A 23,178-nucleotide genomic window follows, 5' to 3' on the forward strand; every position below is an offset into this window, starting at 1 on the left:
GCCAGTCCCTTTTAATATTCTGATTCAGCACCCTGCTCGTACACGATCGTATCATCATCTTCCACATATTCTCCATCTATATAATCCTCATCCTCATAATCATCATTGTTGTTGAAAAATGAGAAGTCGGTACGTTCAAAGAGGTAGGTAATCGGACAAAAGCGTAAAATTCCCTCGCCGACTTTCATAGCTGCAAGCGTCATAATAACTAAATAGGACTCTCTCCAAGGTTTTTTACAGTAACGAGAAGTTGACCATGCAAGCATTGTTAACCCACATGTAATTCGGATTAAGGCATTTACGATCCCGATATTTGGTCTCATGATTATCCCCTTCCTAAATTTGTCATACAAATGCAACATTCTGTTAATGCATCCATAAACTACCTATGTTAACATAGGATCAAAATCTAAAATGGAGGGTTTTCTATGCCCGAGAGAATATTTCCATGGAAGTTAAGTCAAATACGTAAGCATATAGACGTTATTACTAACAAGCTTGCCCCGACTATTGTGCTTAAGAATGCAACAATCCTTAATTCATTCTTAAGACAATGGATTAAAGGTCATGTATGGATTGCTGACGACCGAATTGTTTATGTCGGAAATCAGTTGCCACAGTTAACAAAAAACTCTGAAATGATTGACTGTGCAAATAAAGTAATTGTTCCAGGCTATATTGAACCACATGCACATCCATTTCAATTATATAATCCCCAATCGTTAGCGAACTATGTATCAAAAACAGGTACAACAACTTTTATAGGTGATAATCTTTTCTTCCTTTTACAATACAACAAAAAGAAAGCGCTTACGTTTTTAGATGACGTTGGAAAGCTTCCTTATCATTTTTATTGGTGGGCAAGATTCGATTTGCAAACAGAGGTACATGGAGAGGAGAACATTTTCTCGCATGATTTTTTAAAGCAGTGGCTAGAGCATAAAACAGTCATACAAGCAGGAGAGCTGACTAGCTGGCCTAAGCTTGTTGCAGGAGATGATTGGATTTTATATTGGCTAAGAGAGACGAAGCGGAGAGGTAAGAAAATTGAAGGGCATTTCCCTGGAGCCTCAGAAAATACATTATTGAAAATGAAGCTATTTGGGGTTGATAGTGACCATGAATCAATGAATGGTAAAGATGTGATAAATCGACTGAAAATGGGGTATACTGCAGCATTAAGACAATCTTCAATTCGACCGGACTTGTCTAAACTAATAAAAGAGGTTCAGGATGAAGGGTTAACTTCGTATGACCAGTTATATTACACAACAGATGGTGCAACACCGACATTTTATCAAGACGGCATGATTAACCAATGTATCGATATTGCATTAGAAGCGAATGTACCTTCAATTGATGCCTATCATATGGCAACATATAATATTGCTAAATATTATCAGCTTGAGGACCAAATAGGAGTAATTGCGCCTGGGCGAATAGCAACTTTAAATATTTTGGATTCTATTGATAATCCTACACCATCCTCTGTAATGGCAAAAGGTAACTGGATTACAAAAGACGGTAAGCATTGTAAATTAAACGACACGATCAATTGGTCTGATTATGGGTTAAATCAAGCGGAAATCAGCTGGGAACTCTCAATTGATGATTTGCAGTTTTCAATGCCATTAGGTATGAAGATGAAAAACTCTGTTATTATGGAGCCATATTCAATCGCTATTGATAGCTCTGTCAATGAACTATCACCTAAGCATGATGAATGTTTCCTTGCTCTAATAGACCGTAATGGTGAATGGAGAGTAAATACTGTTATTAAAGGATTTGCTAAAAATATTCAAGGCTTTGCGAGTTCCTATTCAACAACTGGGGATATTATTATTATCGGGAAAAAGAAGGCAGAAATGATTGCTGCTTTCAAACGCATGAAGGAGATTGGTGGAGGTATTGTTTTAGCGGAGGATAATCAAATAACGTTGGAAATGCCACTACAACTTAATGGCAGTGCATCAAGTGAGGACCTAGAACAAGTGATATCTCAACAGACAGTATTAAATCAATTATTAAAAGATAGAGGATACCAATTTGATGACCCAATATATTCTCTATTGTTTTTCTCATCTACACATTTGCCATATATTCGAATAACTCCGAAAGGTATTTTTGATGTAATGAAAAAAACGGTACTCTTTCCATCAATAATGCGTTAAAATATAAAAGTGAAAAAGCGATAAGGTTGTGTTTCGTTTGCAGAAAAGATCTAGCGTATTTCTAATAGTCATCATGTTATGTATATTAAGCGCTTGCAACAAGGATGAAAAGCAAAGTATCGTCAATTTAGAGGACAAAACAGTTGAAGCTAAACCTACTGAATTTGAAGAAACAGAAATAATTGAGGAGGATGTTTATCCTCTAACCGGTTTAAAGGTGGAAAGTGACACGAAGAACCAAAGGCCGATTGCTGTGATGGTGAATAATCATCCGAAAGCAAGACCACAATCTGGTCTTCATAAAGCAGACCTTGTATACGAAGTACTTGCTGAAGGCAATATTACAAGATTTCTAGCTGTATTTCAAAGTGACATACCTGACGTTATAGGTCCTGTTCGTAGTGCAAGGGATTATTATATCGATTTAAGCAAAGGGTTTGAAGCACTCTATGTTCACCATGGTTGGAGTCCTTCTGCTAGGCAAAAGCTTGAATCAGGTGAAGCAGATTATTTAAATGGACTTTTTTACGATGGCACGTTATTTTGGAGAGCAGATCATCGTAAAGCACCTCATAACTCATATATATCGTTCGAACACATTCAAAAAGGTGCTAAAGAGAATAATTTTACCTTAGAGAAAGAAGTAATACCATTTCAATTCTATACACAAGAGGAATTGCTAAGCCTTAAGGGAAATGAACTAAATGAGTTTGTTATCAAATATCATAAATCTCCAGAGTGGCAAGTAACGTACGAATATGACAAAACAAAACAAACCTATAGCAGATATAGTAATAATGAACAAACAGTTGATTTAGAGAGTGGAAAATCCATTGAACTAAGCAATGTATTTGTAGTAGAGATGGAACATGAGTATATTGATGATTATGGGAGAAGAGGAATTGACCTCATATCAGGTGGAAAAGCGTTCTTAATGCAAAAAGGTTTGAAGCAGGAAGTTGAGTGGAAAAACATTGATAATCGAATTGTGCCAATAAAAGATGGTGAGATTATTAAATTTGTACCAGGTCGAACTTGGATTAACATCGTTCCAAACCTTGAAGAAAGTGTTATTGAATAGTAATCACGATGATTTAGAGGTTATGTACAGCTTACTCTAACAGACAATTGTTACATATAAAAGGAGAATGGTTATGCAAATAGACAAGTTACGGGGAAGAGAGCTTGATCAGCTTTTTGAATCAATCTTATCCTTAAAAGATTTAGAAGAGTGTTATCGATTTTTTGATGACCTCTGTACTGTAAATGAAATACAATCACTGGCTCAAAGATTAGAAGTTGCCAGAATGTTAAGAGAAGGTAATACGTATCATAAAATTGAGACTGAAACTGGTGCAAGTACTGCTACAATCTCGAGAGTAAAACGTTGTTTAAACTATGGAAATGATGCCTATCAAATGGCTCTTGAACGTGTCCATAATAAACAGGAAACTGAATAAGATGCAGAGGGTAACTCTAAACAAGTGATTTCCCCTCAAATACTATATATAGTATTTGTTGGAGGGGAAGATACTTATTATGAGTTTCCCTCTTTTTTATTGCTTAGGAAATGAACATTTGCTTGTCTAAAAGATAAAATGATGTTCATGTTATTGACCTCAAATCGTTAAGTAAAGACTAGTAATTGTAGGTTGACTAATAGTGTTTTGCTAGTATGTATTTTGCTATAATAGTGAAATGGAGTTTTGAATGGAGGTTTATAGGCATGTATGATATTAATGAGTGGAAGCATGTATTTAAGCTTGATCCAGATAAAGAAATAAGTGATGAGGCTTTAGAAAAGATTTGTGAATCTGGCACAGATGCGATTATGGTAGGAGGAAGTGATAATGTTACCGAGGATAATGTGCTAAACTTAATGTCTCGTATTCGCCGCTATCTCATTCCATGTGTACTTGAAGTTTCAACAGTTGATTCAATCATACCTGGTTTTGATTTATACTTTATTCCTACTGTACTAAATAGTAAGAGACCTGAATGGATTGTAGAGTTACATCAGCAGGCTGTGAAGGAATTTGGTGAAATTATGAATTGGGATGAAATTATCGTTGAAGGCTACTGTATCTTAAATGAAGAATGTAAGGCAGCTAAGCTGACTGAAGCAAATACAGACTTAACTTGCGATGATGTCGTTGCATATGCTCGTGTAGCGGAGAATATTTTTCATTTACCAATCTTCTATTTAGAATACAGTGGTAAGTTAGGTGATTTATCTTTAGTAGAAGAAGCGAAGAATGTATTATCGAACACAAAGCTATTTTATGGAGGTGGGATAACGACCCCAGAAGAGGCAAAGATGTTTGCAGAACATGCAGATGTTGTTGTTGTAGGGAATGTCATTTATTCCAATCTTGATGCTGCACTTCTAACGGTAAGTGCGATAAAATAATCTATGTTTGGAAAAGAGAGTTTATTCATACTCTTTCTTTTAGGCTCTATTCTAAAAGATTGTGGCTTTTTGCACTTACATTTTTAAGGGTTTGTTGGAGCGTAAGTGCGAGACTCCTGCGGGATTCGTGGGAGACGTGAGCAGGCGTTTACGCTGAGGAGTACGAAAAGCGTAGGCGGCTTGCCCATCGACGTACAAACTGGAGGGGCATCGACTAAGACCAAAGGAATCACGATGAGCCGAATGGCGAATCGATGATGACTTATCGTAGGGAGATGACCTGAAGTTTGATAAAGGGTAGCCGCAAGGAGCTATGAGGCTCACCACCCACCCCGAGGAAAGCGAGTACTGCAAGAGGAGACAAACCCTAAACGACAACTCAGGTAAAAGCAACTATGTTTACGAAAACAGCCTTCTTTTAAAATCTCAAAATATCAACACAAACCACTTGTGGTCAAGAGACATCTCTCCGTTCAGGTATATAGAGCATTTATTAAGACGTTTTCTAGTAACAAAATTATGAAAATAGCCTGTATTAATAGGTTTAATTCTTGAAGGGTTATTGATAAAATAGAACATATATTCGTAATAAGGTGGTGTAATGTTTGCAATTCTTATCAGAACAATTATTAACAGGATTAAATGATAGACAACAAGAAGCGGTAAAAGCAACAGACGGCCCATTATTAATTATGGCTGGAGCAGGTAGTGGAAAGACACGTGTTTTAACGCATCGTATCGCATATTTAATGACAGAAAAGCGAGTGGCACCTTGGAATATACTTGCGATTACTTTCACAAATAAAGCATCGCGAGAAATGAAAGAAAGAATTCAAAACATATTAGGACCGGGTGCTGATGACATATGGATATCTACGTTTCACTCTATGTGTGTAAGGATTTTACGTCGAGATATTGACAGAATGGGGATTAACCGAAACTTTTCCATTCTTGATACGACTGATCAATTGTCAGTGATTAAGGCAGTCCTAAAAGAAAAAAACTTAGATCCTAAAAAATACGAACCGAGAAGTTTATTAGGCTCAATTAGTAGTGCTAAAAATGAACTGCTGACCCCAGATGAATATGAAAGTACAGCTGCAAGTCACTATGAGCAAATTGTCAGTGACGTGTATAAAGATTATCAAAGAAAACTTCGGAAAAACCAATCACTCGATTTCGATGACCTGATTATGACAACAATTCAATTATTCAAGCGTGTTCCAGAAGTATTAGAATCATACCAACGCAAGTTCCAATACATCCATGTAGATGAGTATCAAGATACAAATAGAGCACAGTATATGTTAGTTAAGTTATTAGCGGCACGGTTCCAGAATCTTTGTGTTGTTGGTGATTCAGACCAATCAATTGTGCGCCCATAAGGGTATTGTAGTTTTTCACCATTTGGCGGTGAATTAGTATAGAACAGCTAATATATCAGCAGACTTATCTCAGCGGGAAACCAAAGAGGAAGTGTAGCATGTCTGTTAAAGTCATAAGTCAACTTAGATAGCATATAGTTGCGACTGAATGGCGAGATATAAAAGGAAGGTATAAGGAAGAAGGCTAAACTGCTTAAAGAATAGACCGAGTGGGAGTATGGTCGCCTGTTAGGAAAGCTATCTGGAACCTAACATCAATCCGTGTAGATGAAAATTATTACTGTTACACTTGAGGATTAGTACTAAATTGATACTTATTTCCTTATGTTCTTCGAAAAGAGGATTGACACACATATTAAGATATGGAAAGGTCGAACGTTCCTTCCGATAACCTACCGAGCCAAACTACAATATACTAAATGGGGATTACCTAAGTTGGAGTGCTATTAAAGTAGTGTAGCTATGCGAAATGCCCTTAACGGTGATAAATTCCAAGTCAGAAGACAAGGAAGATGACGCTGAATATCCAATATGGTAACGGAGCTTCCGTAGTAGTCTGAGCATGGGAAAACCTTGTACATGGCAAAGGGAAGCAGCTTACATTGTATAAACAACGAGGAAGGGAGCGAAATGCTCTATGCAAAGTTCTGAAAATGTTTTATACAATCTATCCAAAAAAGCAAATGAAAAAGATTACACTTTTAAAAGAATATACAGAAATCTATACAATCCTAACTTTTATTATCATGCTTATGAAAATATTCTTGTTCGTAAAGGACTCGGCGCAAATGGGGTACCGGTTGTTGGTTTTGGCGAGGAACAGATCACATCAATTATTGAAAGTCTTAAAGATGAAAGTTATCAGCCACAACCTATTAAGAATTCTTCTCCTCGAAACAAGGATAACAAGCAACCATCAATAACCGACCGTATTGTAGAAGAAATTTGCAGAATGCTATTAGACGCCATCTATGAACCATACTTTCTTGAAGCATCACATGCTTTTAGACCTAAGAAAAGCTGCCATACTGCATTATTACAAGTTAAACAAGCCTTCAATGGAGCTAGTTGGTTTATTGAAGGAAATATAAAAGGTTTCTATCAAAACATCAACCATCATATTTTAATAAATTTATTAAGAAAACGCATATGTGATGAGAAGTTTTTAAGATTAATGTGGAAATTTTTAAAGGCAGGCTATACTGAGAATTGGACATTCAATCAAACATATAGTGGTACACCACATGGTGGGAGAATCAGTCCAATCCTTGCAAATATTTATCTTAATGAATTCGACTTATATATGATGGACAAGCTCAAAAGGGAATTTGATGTGGATAACTCTAATAGTCGTGAGGAAATTATGGAGAATAAAATAAACGACATGAGAAACCGCGAAAATAATGCAGCGATGAATCCTAAGTGTCCTTATCCTGGTGAAGGAAGTAAAGGATATAAAAGCTTTTCGTATGTCCGGTATGCTGACCAATTCATAGTAGGTGTTCAAGGCAATAAAGCAGACTGTAAATTGCTTGAGGATAAAATGAGAGACTTTCTTAAAGAAAAACTAAATTTACACTTAACAGAGCAAAAAAAACTTATCACAAATAGTAACAAGCCTGTTAACTTCCTTGGGTATTCTATTAAGGTTATGAAGGGAATTAATCATACCAATAGAGTGAATCAGTGTAAAATTAGGCTCTCTATTCCTGATGGAACAATCGAAAAGGTCATCACGAAACATAAGATGGTGAAAGATATTAGTGAGAAGAATTGGAAAATCCTCCATCGTCCTGAGCTCATTAAGTATACTCCAAAAGCAATTGTTGAAACTTATAATGCTGAGCTGCGTAGTTTATATAGCTATTATCGTTTAGCAAATAATGTCTCAGCGAAAATGTCTCAATTACGCTATGTGATGGAGTATAGCTGCCTAAAAACACTCGCAGGAAAATATCGAACAAGTATAAGGAAAATAAAAGAAAAGTATAGAGATGGTCAACGTTGGGGGGTCCCTTATGAAACAAGACAAGGGGAAAAGATAGTCTATTTTTTTCACGAGCCCTTATCGATGAAAAACCATGCAAGTATATTAGAAGTTGATAATCTACCATACAGTTTAAAAAGGATAGATAAAATGTAAGTGGCGAGCCGTATACTCGGAGACGAGTACGTACGGTTCTGAAGGGGGTTCTTGGAGACCTGTCACAGCAATGTGAAAAGGCGCTAGGTTCCTACCTAACTATCGTTGGCGTGGAGCAGATATCGCGAATATTCTCTCCTTTGAAAATGACTATCCACAAGCGAAAGTCATCCTACTTGAACAGAATTACCGATCGACTAAATTAATTTTAGAAGCTGCTAATGAAGTGATCAAACATAATTCAAATCGGAAGCCAAAGAAATTATGGACAGAGAACCTTCAAGGATCAAAAATCTCATATTATCGTGCAGATAATGAGGCTGCAGAAGGTCAATATGTAGCGGGTAAAATTAAAGAAATAACTGGCTCAGGAAAGAAAAAGTTATCTGATATTGCTATATTATACCGAACGAATGCACAATCACGGATTATAGAGGAAGTATTACTCAAGTCAAATATAAACTATACAATCGTCGGTGGGATTAAGTTCTATGATAGGAAAGAAATTAAAGATTTACTTGCATATTTGCGGTTGGTAGCAAATCCTGATGATGATATTAGTTTAACTCGTGTGATTAACGTACCTAAACGTGGTGTTGGTTCAACTTCTGTAGACAAAATTGCTAACTACGCGATTGCACATGATATTTCACTATTTCAGGCGTTAGATGAAATTGAGCAAATTGGTGTTAGTGCTAGAGTTATCAATGCCTTAGTCGAATTTCGTGAATTAATTCGAAACTTAGGAAATATGCAAGATTATTTATCTGTAACAGAGCTTGCAGAGGAAATTATTGAAAAGTCTGGCTATCGAGAAATGCTCCAAGTGGAAAAGACATTAGAGGCTCAAAGTAGACTTGAGAATATTGATGAGTTTTTATCTGTTACCCAAACATTTGAAAAACAAAATGAAGATAAAAGTCTTATAGCATTTTTGACTGATTTAGCCCTTGTTTCAGATATTGATAAGCTTGAAGAAGATGAACAAGGTGAAAATGATGCGATTGTTCTAATGACGTTACACTCAGCAAAGGGTCTAGAATTTCCGGTTGTCTTTTTAGTCGGACTTGAGGAAGGAGTCTTCCCGCATAGTCGTTCTCTAATGGAAGAGGATGAGATGGAGGAAGAAAGAAGGTTAATGTACGGTGCGTGACGTTAGACAGAAATCGAGGTAACTCGAAGGATTGTCTGGACTAACTTGAGTTAGTAACAACTGAAACTGTGAGACCACGGTGGGATACCCAAAATAAATCCCATGACTAGATGGCTATTAAGACTCCCCCATGCGTGTTTGGTAACGAATGCGTGTGAAGCGGGGTGAAGTCGCATCGAGTAGCCCTAACAGGTTAAGCTGAGGAAAGGTTAAACATACTGCGAAAGTGATGCGGATAGGGAGCTATATATGGTTAGGATTTGATAATCAATGACGAACTGCTGAATGTACGCCTCGCAAAGCCGACCTTAGAAATGAGGCCGAATTAATTACTTTCCAAAATAGATATCGTACGGTCTATGATGGATGAAGCTAATGGGTTGCTTCACTCTTCAATGAGAGTGATCGGGGTAAAGGCAGAACCTAAGTATAGTTATATACCTAGCAGTTTCGGAACGTCAGAAGTCCCTAACGAATGAGTAATAACTTGGGGAACAGCTCGCCTAAGCTGTGAAAGAGTTATGAATAGGGATGGCAGTAGGGGTGTAGTACCAATGAAACTCTGATAATAAAGAGTGGAGGGAAGGCCCCAAGTCTAATGAACAGGTTAATCGCTATCCATTATGGAAAGAAGGCGATGTCGATTGAAAACCAAAGATAAGGATATATATCGATATGGTATTAATGATATTGAAATCAAACTCTTTGAAAAGTCGTTAGAAAACAAGAGGCATAACCACTTATGGCATTTAGTTATTGAGGAAAGAAATATTCTGTGTTCTATTAAAATTATTAGCGGGAATAAAGGGAGTAAAACACCGGGACCGGATGGTATGGTCTGAAGGATGTACTAAAAAATGATATTGAGGAAGTCATAAGACAGATTAAATATCGACTTTTCGGAAGAATTCGTGGCAAAGCCAGACAAGTTATGATTCCAAAGGAGAACGGTAAATTTAGACCCCTTGGTATCGCTAATATTTACGATAGAATTGCACAACAATGCGTAAAGAATATCTTGGAACCAATCTTAGAAGCACAGTTTAATCCAGAAAGCTTTGGCTTCAGGAAAAATCGAAATGCTCAAGAATGTTTATCATATATTGCAACTAGTCTTCAATTTAATAATGAAGGTCATATTTATGACTGTGACCTGAAAAATTACTTTGATACAGTGAAAATTGATAAGGTTTTAGATAAACTCAGAATAAACCATAACATTCATGACTTGGCATTTCTCAAATGTGTGAAGAGATTGATGTGGATTGATTTAATCCAGCCAAAAGAAACCTATAAAGGTACTGGTCTTAGACAAGGTACAATCTTAGGTCCTTTGTTAGCGAATGTAATGCTACATGATTTTGAATTAAGATTAAATGAAGTAAATGGATTTAAACGTAACAATGGTCGAGAGATTATTCAAAATCCAAATATCTTTAAGAATCATAGCAAGAATTACAAACGTGGCAGGGAGTTTTACTTTAATTGGTTGGGTAGTCGCAGAGTAGTAAAAATCGTAAGGTATGCTGATGACTTCATTCTAATTAGTAAAGGAAAATATGATATATATGATGCGATAATGATATTTGAGGATTGGTGTAAAGAGAATGAATTAGAGATTAATCAAGAGAAAACAAAACTGATTACCTTAAATGGGGAAACGGTACTTGAATTCCTTGGTTATAAACTTAAAAAAACTTTTTCAGATAAAAGAGGTTCATTTTTAATTTCACCAAAGAATCAAACGAGAATATGGAAAGAAACAAAAAAGAGACTCGAATGGAGTCTCAGAAATAACAACATTGACTATTTTATCATATATATCAGAGGAATATTCCAATACTTTAATATTTGTACCAATTTAACTTGGCTGATTAGCAGAATACAACTTCTCTTAATTAAACTCAGAGATAGGAGAAGAAATAAATTCGGCATTAAGAAAGAAGTAGGAGAGACAATTTATTTTACAATAAAGGGAATTAAACTCGATGTCTGGGATATGAGGAAACATAGTATTAAAAATACGAACGATTATATGTACGAGGTAAATAAGCTATGGTACCCGAACAATGAAAGATATAAATCATTGGAATGGGTAAAGCATTTCTTTGAAAACCGAGTATTCACTGATCGTAATTCTGCGAATGTGATTTATATTCCGAGCCTACTAAATAGCCGAAAGAAAGAGCCGTTACTTGGTACAGAATATTTAACAATACCACCGCAAGAAATACAGATTCATCATAAAGTTCCGTTAAGCCGTGGTGGTAAGGATGAATACAAAAACCTGATTTTACTATCTAAAACAAGTCATAAACTAGTTCATGATAAAAACCTTACGTTAGAACGACTACCAGCTTATATTAATTTAAAAGAACTCAATAAACTAAGGAAATACTGTGGTTTTGCAAAACTATAACGAAATTCAATTAGGCGTATTTTGTAACCTGTTAATTAGATGGAACGCCGTGTGCGGTGAAAGTCGCACGCACGGTGTGGGGTGGGGGAAAAACTAGAGATAATATCAAAGGTTTACCTATCACCATTTGGCGTAACACGTGCAGAACAAGAACTATATTTAACAAATGCTAAAATGCGTACACTATTTGGACGTACAAATATTAATCCTGAATCAAGATTTATTGCTGAGATACCTGATGAATTAATAGAAGATGTTAATAATAGTATGAAGAAGAAAGCAGCACCTGCTGCATCCTCTATGAATTCAGGACGCAAAGTTGAAAAGCGCCCGCCTGTATCGAGGCCAATAGCAAGAGCTACAGGTGGAGATGACCTCCCGTGGGCTGTCGGAGATAAAGCCGAGCATAAAAAATGGGGAACTGGAACGGTAGTCAGTGTGAAGGGTTCTGGTGAAGGAATGGAGCTGGATATTGCTTTCCCAAGCCCTGTTGGCATTAAACGCCTCCTTGCTAAGTTTGCACCAATCAATCGTGTGTAAAAGGATTTGTAAGTTCATAAGAAAGGATTGGACCTCCGAATGGACAAACAGTCAGCAGAAAACCGAGTAAAAGAATTACATGAACTGTTAAACACATATAATTATGAATATCATGTGTTGGATAAACCAAGTGTTCCTGATGCGGAATATGACCGCCTTTTGCAGGAGTTATTAAAAATTGAAGAGAGTTATCCTGAACTTAAGTCAGCAGATTCTCCTACACAAAGAGTTGGTGGGGCGCCTCTAGATAATTTTCAAAAGGTGGAGCATCGTACACCAATGTTAAGCTTAGGAAACGCATTTAATGAAACAGATTTACGCGATTTTGACCGTCGTGTAAAACAAGCAGTAGGGGAAGATGTACAATATGTAGTAGAACTAAAAATAGATGGGTTAGCAGTTTCTTTGCGTTATGAAGATGGTCTCTTTAAGCAAGGTGCTACCCGTGGCGATGGTACTACAGGGGAAGACATAACAGAAAATTTGAAAACGATCCGCTCATTGCCATTAAGACTAAAGCAAACATTATCATTCGAAGTCCGTGGCGAGGCATTTATGCCAAAAAACTCATTTGAAAAGCTAAATGTGATGAGAATGCAAAATGATGAAGAGCCATTTGCAAACCCTCGAAATGCTGCAGCCGGCTCCATCAGACAGCTTGACCCGAAAATTGCTGCAAATCGTAACCTTGATTTGTTCGTATACAGTATAGCTGATTTAGGTGGAACGGGTGTTGAAAGACATAGTGAAGCACTTAATTTATTAGAGGAAGTTGGTTTTAAAACAAATAAAGAGCGGCGACTATGCGAAAATATTGAAGAAGTATTAACGCTTATTAATGATATTCAGGAAAAGAGAGCTTTACTTGCGTATGACATTGATGGAATTGTTATAAAGGTAGACTCATTACAACAACAAGAAGAACTAGGATTCACTGCTAAAAGTCCACGTTGGGCTATCGCATACAAATTCCCTGCAGAAGAGGTTATGACGAAGCTACTAGATATCGAGCTTAGTGTAGGGCGTACAGGTGTGATTACGCCTACTGCGATTCTGGAACCAGTAAGGGTAGCAGGTACAACCGTACAACGTGCTTCACTTCATAATGAAGATTTAATTAGAGAAAAAGATATCAAAATTGGAGATACAGTTGTTGTCAAAAAAGCTGGGGACATCATCCCTGAAGTAGTGAATGTCCTAACAGATTTGCGCACAGGTGAAGAAAAGACATTTGCGATGCCAACACATTGTCCTGCTTGTGAAAGTGAACTCGTGAGAATTGAAGGAGAAGTAGCTTTACGATGCATTAATCCGAAATGCCCAGCACAAATAAAAGAAGGGCTAATTCATTTCGTTTCAAGAAATGCAATGAATATTGACGGATTAGGAGAACGTGTTGTCGAACAGCTATTTCAGGAACAACTAATAAAGGATGTTGCTGATATTTATCGCCTAACAAAGGAACAGTTAATGAATCTAGATAGAATGGGCGAAAAATCGACAGATAATCTGCTGCGTGCGATTGAACAATCGAAAGAAAACTCATTAGAAAGACTTTTATTTGGATTAGGAATACGACATGTCGGTGCAAAGGCTGCGAAAACTTTAGCTCAGCAGTTCGAGACGATTGACCAACTTAAGCAAGCTTCCATAGAAGATTTAATTGCGATTAATGAAATTGGTGATAAGATGGCAGATGCTGTTGTCACATATTTCGCTAATCCGGAAGTACAGAAATTAATAATAGAGTTACAAGCTCTTGGCATAAATACAATTTATAAAGGACCTAAACTCATTAAGCCAGAAGAAAGTGATTCCTATTTAGCAGGTAAAACAGTTGTATTAACAGGAAAGCTCGAACAACTATCGAGGAATGAAGCAAAAGAAGGAATCGAAGCCCTAGGTGGTAAGGTTACTGGAAGTGTAAGTAAAAGTACCGATTTACTTGTTGCAGGCGAATCTGCAGGAAGCAAGCTACAAAAAGCACAGGACTTAAACATTGAAATATGGGATGAAGCACGCCTATATGATGAACTAAATAAATAAGAGGTGTTGAGACACTTGAAAAGGATATTAGTAATGGTGCTATCAAGTATATTTGTATTAACTGCTTGTGCACCTAACTTTGGAGAGCAAGAAGAAATCGTGCAGGAAACGGAAGACGACTCTAAGGAACAGGCGATTATACCGAAATATAATAAAGCGGGTTATTATCAAACGCCATTAAGTCAAAAAGAAGGCGAACCTAGCTATAAACCAGGGGAAGCTCGTGGTGTCGTTGCTGAAAATTTAAATACACGGCTTGATATTGATGAATTTGAAACAGGGTTAATGAGAATTGCCCAAGATACATTTTCTCCTGATACGTATTTGTTTCAAGAAGGACAATATTTAAAAGGGGATGTCATCAACAGCTGGTTAAAAAGGCAAAAAACTGCTGAAGAAGCAAAGGTTGCACAAGCAGAGCTCGATGAAAAGAAAAAGGATGAAAAGTATACAGAACTTGGTTTAAATCCTGCCCTGCCTGAGGGTGAACCATCTACACTCGAGCAGAGAAATCAAGATAATCCTATCTATTTAGCTCATATTATTGAACACAATTATCTTATCCGAAAAGATGATGATGCGATTCAACTTGATGGGATGGTGATAGGGCTTGCGATGAATTCCGTTCATTACTACAAGCAAAAAGATGGATTTGAACGTGAGCATAAGATACCAAGAGATGTATTGTTAGAGAAAGGGAAGGAAATAGCTGAGAAAGTTTTACAACGTATGAGAAACACAAAAGGTGTCGGTAATGTGCCAATCGTTTTTGCAATTTATGAGCAAGAAGAAAAAAAGTCGATTGTACCAGGAAATTTTATTGCTAAAGCTGAAGTAAAGCAAGGCAGTAATAGTTTTGGTAAATGGGAAACAATTGACGAAGATTATGTTTTCTTCCCTTCTCCAGGAGGGACACAGGATTATCGCGAGGATGCCCAAAGATTTGACCAATTTAAAGGTGAAATTGAGAGCTTTTTTCCGAACTACACAGGTGTAATCGGAAAAGCTTTCTATAAAAACGGAGAAATGAATTATATTGACATAGAAATTCCGATGCAATTTTATTCAAAAGGGGAAGTTATTGCCTTTACCCAATTCGTTGCGAGCGAGGTCATGGAGTATTTTCCGGATTATATATCACTTGAAGTAAACATCATGTCTAATTCAGGTCAAGAAGCGCTCATTTTAAGAGAACCGAAACAGGACGAACCAACTGTTCATATTTATAAATAATGAAAAAGAGGGTAACTCATTAAGGTTTGACACATTCACCAAACACATATATAGAATGCAGTTTGTAATCTATATATATGTTTGAGAGAGGTCTGAACCTTTACGAGTTTGCCCTCTTTTTTATCTGATTAGTTGTGACGGTAACAGACTATGTTACTAGATACGAATTGATAATCATTTCTATCATTCCCCTTGCATACGAATGAACAAGAGACGTTCCTAGTAGTCTTGGCTTCAAAAATTGAATAGCAGTTGTTTTGATGAAAAAATGACAAGGGGGCGTTAAATAATGGTCGTACCTTATAAACATGAACCTTTTACTGACTTTTCAAACGTCAAAAATCAACAACAATTTCTAGCTGGTTTACAAACTGTGGAGTCGTATATCGGTAAAGATTATCCACTTGTTATCGGTGGGGAAAGAGTGCAAACAAAAGAGCGTATCGTTTCGATTAATCCAGCAAACAAGGAAGAGGTTATTGGTACAGTTTCAAAGGCATCACAAGAGCATGCAGAAAAAGCAATGCAGGTGGCTGAAGCAACATTTGAGACTTGGAGGAAGACGAAGCCGGAAATGCGAGCAGATATATTATTCCGCTCGGCAGCGATTATTCGTCGACGGAAACATGAATTCTCGGCCCTTCTAGTGAAAGAGGTTGGAAAACCGTGGAATGAAGCAGATGCTGATACTGCTGAGGCCATTGACTTCTTGGAGTATTATGGCAGACAGATGCTACAATTAAAAGATGGAGTGAAAGTTGAAAGTCGCCCAATTGAATATAATCGGTATACCTATATTCCTTTAGGGGTTGGGATTATAATATCACCATGGAATTTTGCCTTTGCAATTATGGCAGGGATGACTGCAGCTGCTGTTGTAACAGGAAACACAGTTTTGCTTAAACCAGCCAGTGCAACACCAGTGATTGCAGCAAAATTTTTAGAGGTATTAGAGGAGGCAGGATTACCTGAAGGTGTTGTTAACTACGTACCCGGAAGTGGAGCTGAGGTTGGGGATTACTTAGTTGACCATCCAAAAACAAGGTTCATTAGCTTCACGGGTTCAAGAGAAGTAGGTATACGTATTTATGAACGTGCTGCAAAAGTTCATGATGGTCAAATATGGTTAAAGCGAGTCATTGCAGAGATGGGTGGAAAAGATACGATTGTTGTCGATTCTACAGCAGACCTCGAACTTGCGGCAAAATCGATTGTTGCTTCTGCATTTGGCTTTTCTGGGCAAAAATGTTCAGCTTGTTCACGTGCTGTCATTATAGAAGATGTATATGATGATGTGTTAGAACGTGTTGTAGACATAACGAAACAATTGACTGTCGGGGAAACGAAACAACCTACAGTGTTTATGGGACCTGTCATCGATGAAGCCGCCTTTGAAAAGATTTGTGAGTATATTGAAATCGGTAAGAAAGAAGGACGATTGGTAGCAGGTGGAACAAGTGATAAGTCAAAGGGGTTTTTTATTGAACCGACGATATTTGCTGATGTAGATAAAAATGCTCAGATTATGAAAGAGGAGATTTTCGGTCCAGTCGTTGCATTTTGTAAGGCAAAGGACTTTGATGATGCGATTAGCATTGCAAATAATACTGAATATGGATTAACTGGTGCCGTACTAACGAATAATCGTGAGCATATTGAACAGGCTCGAGAAGACTTCCATGTTGGTAATTTGTACTTTAATCGCGGTTGTACAGGTGCGATTGTCGGATATCAACCATTTGGAGGGTTTAATATGTCTGGCACTGATTCTAAGGCAGGTGGACCTGACTATTTACTGCTACACATGCAAGCTAAAACAACATCAGAAATGCTATAATACAAGACAATTTTTATAAAACCTTTATAACATACTCGTATTGGCGGTATCGACTAAATCTCTTAGGTGTTCTCCTTAAAATAAATCATCAATAATTTATCAATTTCACCCATATATTCCTTAGATTTAGTCGTTCCTTTCCATTTAATAAGTTAATGAACAAACCGTCTTCAATTAGAATTCCTCCATTCGACACCTACTCAATACATTATTGTTTAAATCAGATTCAAGTAACTTGGTGTCAGATAAATGAGGCACACACATGCTCATTTAGTCATCTCTTTTTTTATCCTTTCCAATAAAAGCGGCCGTCATAGCCTTTATCGGGATTTGCTATATTCGCATCCTCAGTTGTTTGCGACTTTGGTTGATCGTCCTTGTTTTGAGTATCTGAAGATTCGCTCTGTTGATTATTAACGACAGAGCGTTTTTCATTTAGCATATCTATTATTTGGATAGAGGCTTCTGTACGTTTTTGAAACTCGGTTATAAACACAGCAACTGCTAGTATTAGGCCACCACCTATTAAACAAGTAAGATATGGGGTAGTTGTCCCAGCTAATTGAACTAATATTAAGCTTGGATTGTAGGTATCATACATTACTTGCTCAGCTTTAATCGCTCGATTCAACATAGAAAGATGATTTATAAGACCTACAAAACCGATAATAATTAAGAAAATACCAAGAATATATAGGGATTTTTTCAAATTTGCCACTCCTGATTGAAACATATTTATTAGTAATACTAACATGTAATTTTTTTAACAGCTAGAACAAAAGAGTAATTCTTCTTCTAATAAATGTGTAAAAGTAACCTGTAAATTTTTACATAAATTGGACAAAATTCTACTAGATTTTTAAAAAATTCAAAACTTAATTTTATAAATTTTTGTGAATAGATATAATGTATTCTTTTGTATATTGCAAAAAAACAACAATATAGTGTATATTTATGCATTTTTAAGGAGTGAGAATTAAGTGTCATTTGTTCCGTTTGTCAGATTGTGTTACGCTTGTACATGACTTCTTTCCGCACTTAATCCTGCTATTGTATTTTTCTTATCATCATGAAATTGCATAAGCTTGCATATGGATTTGTTATAACCTTATTAGGAGGTGAGTTGGATGGAACATTCATTAACTGGTGCTACATGGTTTTGGTTATTTGGACCAATGTTATTTTTAGTAGTTATATCAATTATTACAAACTTTACAGAGAGGAGTGACTAATTAGTGGATGCTGGAGTTTTAACAACATTTATCATTTATTTAATAGGTATGTTAGCGATTGGTATTATTTCTTACCGTTTAACTAGTAATCTTTCAGACTATGTTTTAGGTGGAAGACGTTTAGGTCCTGGTGTCTCAGCACTTAGTGCCGGAGCATCGGATATGAGTAGTTGGTTATTGATGGGGTTACCTGGTGCAGTTTATGCTGCAGGTGGAATGAATCAAATTTGGTTAGCAGTTGGATTGGCAATTGGAGCCTACCTTAACTGGCAGTTTGTAGCCAAAAGATTACGGACGTATACAGAGGTCGCAAACGATTCGATTACGATCCCAGACTTCTTAGAAAATCGTTTTAGAGACGGTTCTAAGATTTTACGTGTTATTTCAGCAGCAGTTATCCTACTTTTCTTTACATTCTACACATCTTCAGGAATGGTTGGTGGAGCAAAATTATTTGAAGCTTCATTTGGCCTTTCTTATACACAAGCATTGTGGATAGGTGCAGTAGTTATTATTTCATATACGTTCCTTGGTGGATTCTTAGCAGTTAGTTGGACTGATTTTATTCAAGGAATTTTAATGTTCTTAGCATTAGTTATAGTACCTATTGTTGCCGTGAGTGAGCTTGGCGGTTGGGGTGAGACTGTTAATAAGGTTGGAAATATTGACCCAGCTAACTTAGATGCCTTTGCAGGTATGACAGCACTTGGTATAATCTCGTTGCTAGCATGGGGATTAGGGTATTTTGGTCAGCCACATATTTTAACACGTTTTATGGCATTACGTTCAAAAAATGATGTCCCTAAGGCACGTATGATTGGTACGATTTGGATGGTGTTTGCGTTATTTGGTGCCATTTTCACGGGATTTGCAGGAATAGCATATTTTGCAGAATCACCACTACCTGATGGAGAACAAGTATTTATTCAGTTCTCACAAGTATTATTTAATCCATGGGTATCAGGAATATTATTAGCAGCTATTTTAGCAGCAATTATGAGTACAATTGATTCTCAATTATTAGTATCTTCAAGTGCTATTGCAGAGGATTTTTACAAGGCGATATTACGGAAAGATGCTTCTGAAAAAGAATTAGTATGGATTGGACGTATATCTGTTGCAGTTATCGCGTTAATTGCAATAGCATTAGCATCAAATCCAGATAGTTCAGTATTAGATTTAGTAAGTTATGCTTGGGCAGGATTTGGCGCTGCATTTGGTCCTGTAATCATTCTCTCCCTTTTCTGGAAACGTACGAATCGTTGGGGAGCTTTGGCAGGAATGATCGTAGGAGCAGCTACAGTTGTAATATGGAAGATATTATCTACGGCTGAATTGAATTCGGCTGGTGAGGTTATTAAGGAAGCTGTCATTCCGTTTAACCTATATGAAATTGTTCCAGGTTTTATCTTCGCATTAGTAGCCATCATTGTTGTGAGCTTAGTGACTGAAGCTCCATCTAAAGAAATAGAAGAAGAATTCGAGCAAGCAAAACTATAAATCTTTAAAAAGGGTAACTCACTATGGGTTACCTTTTTAATTATGTAAGTGGAGTTATCCCCTCTTTTTAAGAACAAGAACAGAAGGTGCATTAGTTGCTGGCAGGATTGTAACTCAAACAACAGCTCTATACAACAAATCATAAATATGTGGCTGGAGCAAGTAGGTTTTCATCATAAGAAAATTACACCTCTCCCACGCTGATTCAAGGACCATTACATTGAGATACAATATCTCAGTTTCCTTGTAAATAATATATTGCCAGCATAATTTTTGCTGACAACTTTACTCTATCATTATTTTTTTTGGCTTCTTCTTTCTTAAATGTATTGTTAATAACCCATGTCTATAAACAGCCTTCATATTACTCTTTAAACAAAAGTCAGGAATTGGTATTTTTGCAACACCACCAAATTTCCTTCGTATTCCCATTTGCTCCTTAACCTCAATCACAAGATTTTCACCTAATATCTTTATGTTTATATCATCCTTAGGTACACCTGGGAGTTCAGCTTGAATTGTATAGTACTCTTCAGATTCAAACACATCAAGGTTCCTCTCTAACGATGAATGATTGTTGAAAACATCATCGACTGTATCTAATAATGTTCGTCTAGGACGACTATGAAAAAACTCATTTATCATTTTCATTGGATCCTTTTTTCTCACAATTTATCCCTCCAATTTATTTGTTTTTACGAACATTCCTTAAAGGTTGTTGCTTATTGCTGATTTTTTTGTAGGATGATTACGAGAATCCTGTAAGACAGGAGAGCTGAGATTCATGCTGGTATTCATCGAGTTCGAAAAAGGGAGTGACATACATATCTACTTATAAACAGAGGGCATCAACTGAAATAAGGAATCGATGCTGACTTATTGTCGGGAGATGACCTAAGTTTGCTTGTTCATGCCACTTAAGCTAGTCAAGCGCACCACCCCCTCGGAAATTGAGTAATTGTAATACAATTAACCCAAACGATAACTAAGTATCAACAATCATGTTTACGACAACTGCCTTTTTTATATTATATGTTGGTGTTCTTCGTTTGCTTTTTCTTTCTATATATGAATCCATCTTTTTAGGATGTTTCCTATAGAAATTATGTTGTATAACTAAACGGTGAAAGTTTATTCGAGAGGTTCAACTCGACTATCCAACTGCATGATAAATAACATACGAATATTATTCAAAATGTAACGTAAGTAGTCGTAAAATTTACTAAATATACTATTAGATAGATAACCAAGACAACTAATATTGATTAAATAGGCGTTTCTTTGGTATCATCAGAGTATTGTGGTCGTACGATTTTGTGGAGGTGAATGTTATGTCAAGAATTACAAAAGAAGAAGTAAAGCATGTAGCTAATTTGGCACGCTTAGCTATAACAGATGAAGAAGTAGAAGTAATGACTAATCAGCTTGACGCAATTATTTCGTTTGCTGAATTATTAAATGAAGTCGATACTGAGAATGTAAAGCCAACATCACACGTATTAGATATAAAAAATGTGATGAGAGAAGATATACCGAAAAAAGGATTAGCTAATGAGGAAGTTGTCAAAAATGCACCAGACCATATCGATGGCTATATCCGTGTACCATCAATCTTAGAATAATAGAAGAAGGAGGGACAAGCATGGCACTCTTTGATCAGAAAATATCTGAATTAAAAGATTTATTACATAAAAAAGAAATTTCCGTTTCAGATTTAGTGAACGAATCATATAAGCGGATAAATGAGGTAGATGAAAAGGTTGGAGCATTTTTAACATTAAATGAAGAAAATGCGCGCGCTTATGCAAAAGAATTAGATGACGCATTAGAAACGAGAGATGAATTTGGCTTATTATTCGGAATGCCAATCGGAATAAAGGACAATATCGTTACAAGAGGTTTGCGTACAACTTGTGCAAGTAAAATATTAGAGAACTTTGACCCGATATATGACGCAACGGTTGTTGAACAATTAAAACAAGCAGAGACAGTGACGATCGGGAAATTAAATATGGATGAGTTCGCAATGGGGTCATCTAATGAAAACTCAGGCTATAAATTAACGAAAAACCCTTGGGATTTAGAGAGAGTTCCAGGAGGATCAAGCGGTGGTTCAGCTGCAGCTGTAGCAGCGGGCGAAGTACCGTTTTCATTAGGCTCTGATACAGGTGGTTCAATTCGTCAGCCAGCTTCATTTTGTGGCGTTGTCGGATTAAAGCCTACATATGGACGAGTATCACGCTTTGGGTTAGTTGCTTTTGCTTCATCTTTAGACCAAATTGGTCCAATCACACGAACTGTTGAAGATAATGCGTTCCTTTTACAAGCAATTTCTGGTGTCGATGAGATGGACTCAACATCTGCAAATGTAGATGTACCTGATTTTCTATCTGCATTAACAGGTGATGTCAAAGGTTTGAAAATTGCTGTACCGAAAGAGTATTTAGGTGAAGGTGTGAATGAAGAAGTTAAGCAATCTGTTCTAAATGCACTAAAAGTACTTGAAGGGCTTGGCGCAACATGGGAAGAGGTTTCCTTGCCACACTCTAAATATGCGCTTGCTACATATTATTTACTTTCATCATCTGAGGCTTCTGCAAACTTATCTCGATTTGACGGTGTACGTTACGGGTATCGTACGGATAATGCGGAAAATCTCCTTGATTTATACATGCAAAGTCGTGCGGAAGGCTTCGGAAATGAAGTGAAAAGACGTATTATGCTTGGAACATTTGCATTGAGTTCAGGCTATTATGATGCTTATTATAAAAAGGCACAAAAGGTTAGAACATTAATTAAAAAGGACTTTGATGATGTTTTTGAAAAATATGATGTAATTATTGGGCCGACAACTCCCACACCTGCTTTTAAAATTGGTGAAAACGTTAAGGACCCATTAACAATGTATGCGAATGATATTTTAACAATTCCAGTTAACCTTGCTGGTGTCCCTGGAATTTCGATTCCTTGTGGTCAAGCAAACGGCTTACCATTAGGCTTACAAATTATTGGAAAGCATTTTGATGAAAGCACAGTATATCGTGTCGCACATGCATTTGAACAAGCAACAGACTATCATAAAGCAAAACCTGAACTGTAAGGGGTGAGG

16 protein-coding genes and 4 pseudogenes are annotated in these 23,178 nt (G+C 36.7%); 17 read left to right on the plus strand and 3 right to left on the minus strand.

The window, feature by feature from the left end; translation table 11 throughout:
- Nucleotides 1-11: 11 nt before the first annotated feature.
- On the minus strand, nucleotides 12-323 hold the full coding sequence (locus J2S19_RS06905) for a YgaP family membrane protein (protein WP_307339194.1): 312 nt from the start codon (nucleotides 321-323) through the stop codon (nucleotides 12-14).
- A 105-nt stretch (nucleotides 324-428) separates the two neighbouring features.
- Between J2S19_RS06905 and J2S19_RS06910 the strand changes: the two genes are divergently transcribed.
- The 14 genes and pseudogenes from J2S19_RS06910 to pruA all read left to right on the plus strand — a co-directional run bounded on the left by J2S19_RS06910 (nucleotide 429) and on the right by pruA (nucleotide 17,337).
- Entirely contained in the window at nucleotides 429-2,171 is a 1,743-nt protein-coding gene (locus tag J2S19_RS06910; protein WP_307339196.1) for an adenine deaminase C-terminal domain-containing protein, read from the plus strand.
- Between the two features lie 73 nt (nucleotides 2,172-2,244).
- On the plus strand, nucleotides 2,245-3,252 hold the full coding sequence (locus J2S19_RS06915) for a DUF3048 domain-containing protein (protein WP_370875094.1): 1,008 nt from the start codon (nucleotides 2,245-2,247) through the stop codon (nucleotides 3,250-3,252).
- 73 nt (nucleotides 3,253-3,325) lie between these two features.
- Nucleotides 3,326-3,631 (plus strand): YerC/YecD family TrpR-related protein, encoded by a 306-nt coding sequence (locus tag J2S19_RS06920; RefSeq protein ID WP_307339200.1) that lies wholly within the window; start codon nucleotides 3,326-3,328, stop codon nucleotides 3,629-3,631.
- A gap of 266 nt (nucleotides 3,632-3,897) precedes the next feature.
- Nucleotides 3,898-4,581, plus strand: a complete 684-nt coding sequence (gene pcrB, locus J2S19_RS06925) for a heptaprenylglyceryl phosphate synthase (RefSeq protein WP_307339202.1) — start codon at nucleotides 3,898-3,900, stop codon at nucleotides 4,579-4,581.
- 105 nt (nucleotides 4,582-4,686) lie between these two features.
- On the plus strand, nucleotides 4,687-4,839 hold the full coding sequence (locus J2S19_RS06930; RefSeq protein ID WP_307339204.1) for a hypothetical protein: 153 nt from the start codon (nucleotides 4,687-4,689) through the stop codon (nucleotides 4,837-4,839).
- Between the two features lie 347 nt (nucleotides 4,840-5,186).
- Nucleotides 5,187-5,960: pseudogene (locus J2S19_RS06935) on the plus strand (UvrD-helicase domain-containing protein); the annotation flags it as partial.
- 643 nt (nucleotides 5,961-6,603) lie between these two features.
- Nucleotides 6,604-8,109, plus strand: coding sequence for a reverse transcriptase/maturase family protein (locus J2S19_RS06940; RefSeq protein WP_307339207.1), 1,506 nt, complete (start codon nucleotides 6,604-6,606; stop codon nucleotides 8,107-8,109).
- A gap of 100 nt (nucleotides 8,110-8,209) precedes the next feature.
- A pseudogene (locus tag J2S19_RS06945) lies at nucleotides 8,210-9,253 on the plus strand (3'-5' exonuclease); the annotation flags it as partial.
- A gap of 940 nt (nucleotides 9,254-10,193) precedes the next feature.
- On the plus strand, nucleotides 10,194-11,681 hold the full coding sequence (locus J2S19_RS06950; protein WP_307339209.1) for a reverse transcriptase domain-containing protein: 1,488 nt from the start codon (nucleotides 10,194-10,196) through the stop codon (nucleotides 11,679-11,681).
- A 126-nt stretch (nucleotides 11,682-11,807) separates the two neighbouring features.
- Nucleotides 11,808-11,937: pseudogene (locus J2S19_RS23820) on the plus strand (hypothetical protein); the annotation flags it as partial.
- A 71-nt stretch (nucleotides 11,938-12,008) separates the two neighbouring features.
- A pseudogene (locus J2S19_RS23825) lies at nucleotides 12,009-12,221 on the plus strand (hypothetical protein); the annotation flags it as partial.
- 39 nt (nucleotides 12,222-12,260) lie between these two features.
- On the plus strand, nucleotides 12,261-14,267 hold the full coding sequence (ligA, locus tag J2S19_RS06960; protein WP_307339212.1) for an NAD-dependent DNA ligase LigA: 2,007 nt from the start codon (nucleotides 12,261-12,263) through the stop codon (nucleotides 14,265-14,267).
- Nucleotides 14,268-14,300: 33 nt separating this feature from the next.
- The gene (locus J2S19_RS06965) at nucleotides 14,301-15,500 is read left to right on the plus strand and encodes a CamS family sex pheromone protein (protein ID WP_370875095.1); all 1,200 of its coding nucleotides are present in this window, start codon (nucleotides 14,301-14,303) and stop codon (nucleotides 15,498-15,500) included.
- Nucleotides 15,501-15,789: 289 nt separating this feature from the next.
- Nucleotides 15,790-17,337, plus strand: a complete 1,548-nt coding sequence (pruA, locus tag J2S19_RS06970) for an L-glutamate gamma-semialdehyde dehydrogenase (protein WP_307339216.1) — start codon at nucleotides 15,790-15,792, stop codon at nucleotides 17,335-17,337.
- A gap of 286 nt (nucleotides 17,338-17,623) precedes the next feature.
- Here pruA and J2S19_RS06975 read toward each other — a convergent pair whose 3' ends face one another.
- On the minus strand, nucleotides 17,624-18,046 hold the full coding sequence (locus J2S19_RS06975) for a hypothetical protein (RefSeq protein ID WP_307339218.1): 423 nt from the start codon (nucleotides 18,044-18,046) through the stop codon (nucleotides 17,624-17,626).
- 526 nt (nucleotides 18,047-18,572) lie between these two features.
- Between J2S19_RS06975 and putP the strand changes: the two genes are divergently transcribed.
- Nucleotides 18,573-20,069 carry a sodium/proline symporter PutP gene (gene putP, locus J2S19_RS06980; RefSeq protein WP_307339221.1) on the plus strand — a complete coding sequence of 499 codons (1,497 nt, stop codon included), beginning with the start codon at nucleotides 18,573-18,575 and terminating at the stop codon, nucleotides 20,067-20,069.
- A gap of 285 nt (nucleotides 20,070-20,354) precedes the next feature.
- Here the strand turns inward: putP and J2S19_RS06985 are convergent, their stop codons facing one another.
- Nucleotides 20,355-20,738, minus strand: coding sequence for an Hsp20/alpha crystallin family protein (locus J2S19_RS06985; protein ID WP_307339224.1), 384 nt, complete (start codon nucleotides 20,736-20,738; stop codon nucleotides 20,355-20,357).
- Between the two features lie 662 nt (nucleotides 20,739-21,400).
- Here J2S19_RS06985 and gatC point away from each other — a divergent pair.
- The gene (gene gatC, locus J2S19_RS06990; RefSeq protein ID WP_307339227.1) at nucleotides 21,401-21,691 is read left to right on the plus strand and encodes an Asp-tRNA(Asn)/Glu-tRNA(Gln) amidotransferase subunit GatC; all 291 of its coding nucleotides are present in this window, start codon (nucleotides 21,401-21,403) and stop codon (nucleotides 21,689-21,691) included.
- 20 nt (nucleotides 21,692-21,711) lie between these two features.
- Nucleotides 21,712-23,169 (plus strand): Asp-tRNA(Asn)/Glu-tRNA(Gln) amidotransferase subunit GatA, encoded by a 1,458-nt coding sequence (gene gatA / locus J2S19_RS06995; RefSeq protein ID WP_307339230.1) that lies wholly within the window; start codon nucleotides 21,712-21,714, stop codon nucleotides 23,167-23,169.
- Nucleotides 23,170-23,178: the final 9 nt, after the last annotated feature.

Origin of the sequence: Metabacillus malikii (genome assembly GCF_030813355.1) — a bacterium.
Classification (GTDB): Bacteria; Bacillota; Bacilli; order Bacillales; family Bacillaceae; genus Metabacillus; species Metabacillus malikii.

Bases quoted from the DNA above. Each gene is read 5' to 3' on its own strand.
- J2S19_RS06905 (WP_307339194.1), bottom strand. From the start codon at position 323: ATGAGACCAAATATCGGGATCGTAAATGCCTTAATCCGAATTACATGT.
- pcrB (WP_307339202.1), top strand. From the start codon at position 3,898: ATGTATGATATTAATGAGTGGAAGCATGTATTTAAGCTTGATCCAGAT.
- gatC (WP_307339227.1), top strand. From the start codon at position 21,401: ATGTCAAGAATTACAAAAGAAGAAGTAAAGCATGTAGCTAATTTGGCA.
- pruA (WP_307339216.1), top strand. From the start codon at position 15,790: ATGGTCGTACCTTATAAACATGAACCTTTTACTGACTTTTCAAACGTC.
- J2S19_RS06910 (WP_307339196.1), top strand. From the start codon at position 429: ATGCCCGAGAGAATATTTCCATGGAAGTTAAGTCAAATACGTAAGCAT.
- J2S19_RS06915 (WP_370875094.1), top strand. From the start codon at position 2,245: ATGTTATGTATATTAAGCGCTTGCAACAAGGATGAAAAGCAAAGTATC.
- J2S19_RS06940 (WP_307339207.1), top strand. From the start codon at position 6,604: ATGCAAAGTTCTGAAAATGTTTTATACAATCTATCCAAAAAAGCAAAT.
- ligA (WP_307339212.1), top strand. From the start codon at position 12,261: ATGGACAAACAGTCAGCAGAAAACCGAGTAAAAGAATTACATGAACTG.
- J2S19_RS06965 (WP_370875095.1), top strand. From the start codon at position 14,301: ATGGTGCTATCAAGTATATTTGTATTAACTGCTTGTGCACCTAACTTT.
- gatA (WP_307339230.1), top strand. From the start codon at position 21,712: ATGGCACTCTTTGATCAGAAAATATCTGAATTAAAAGATTTATTACAT.
- J2S19_RS06950 (WP_307339209.1), top strand. From the start codon at position 10,194: ATGATTCCAAAGGAGAACGGTAAATTTAGACCCCTTGGTATCGCTAAT.
- J2S19_RS06920 (WP_307339200.1), top strand. From the start codon at position 3,326: ATGCAAATAGACAAGTTACGGGGAAGAGAGCTTGATCAGCTTTTTGAA.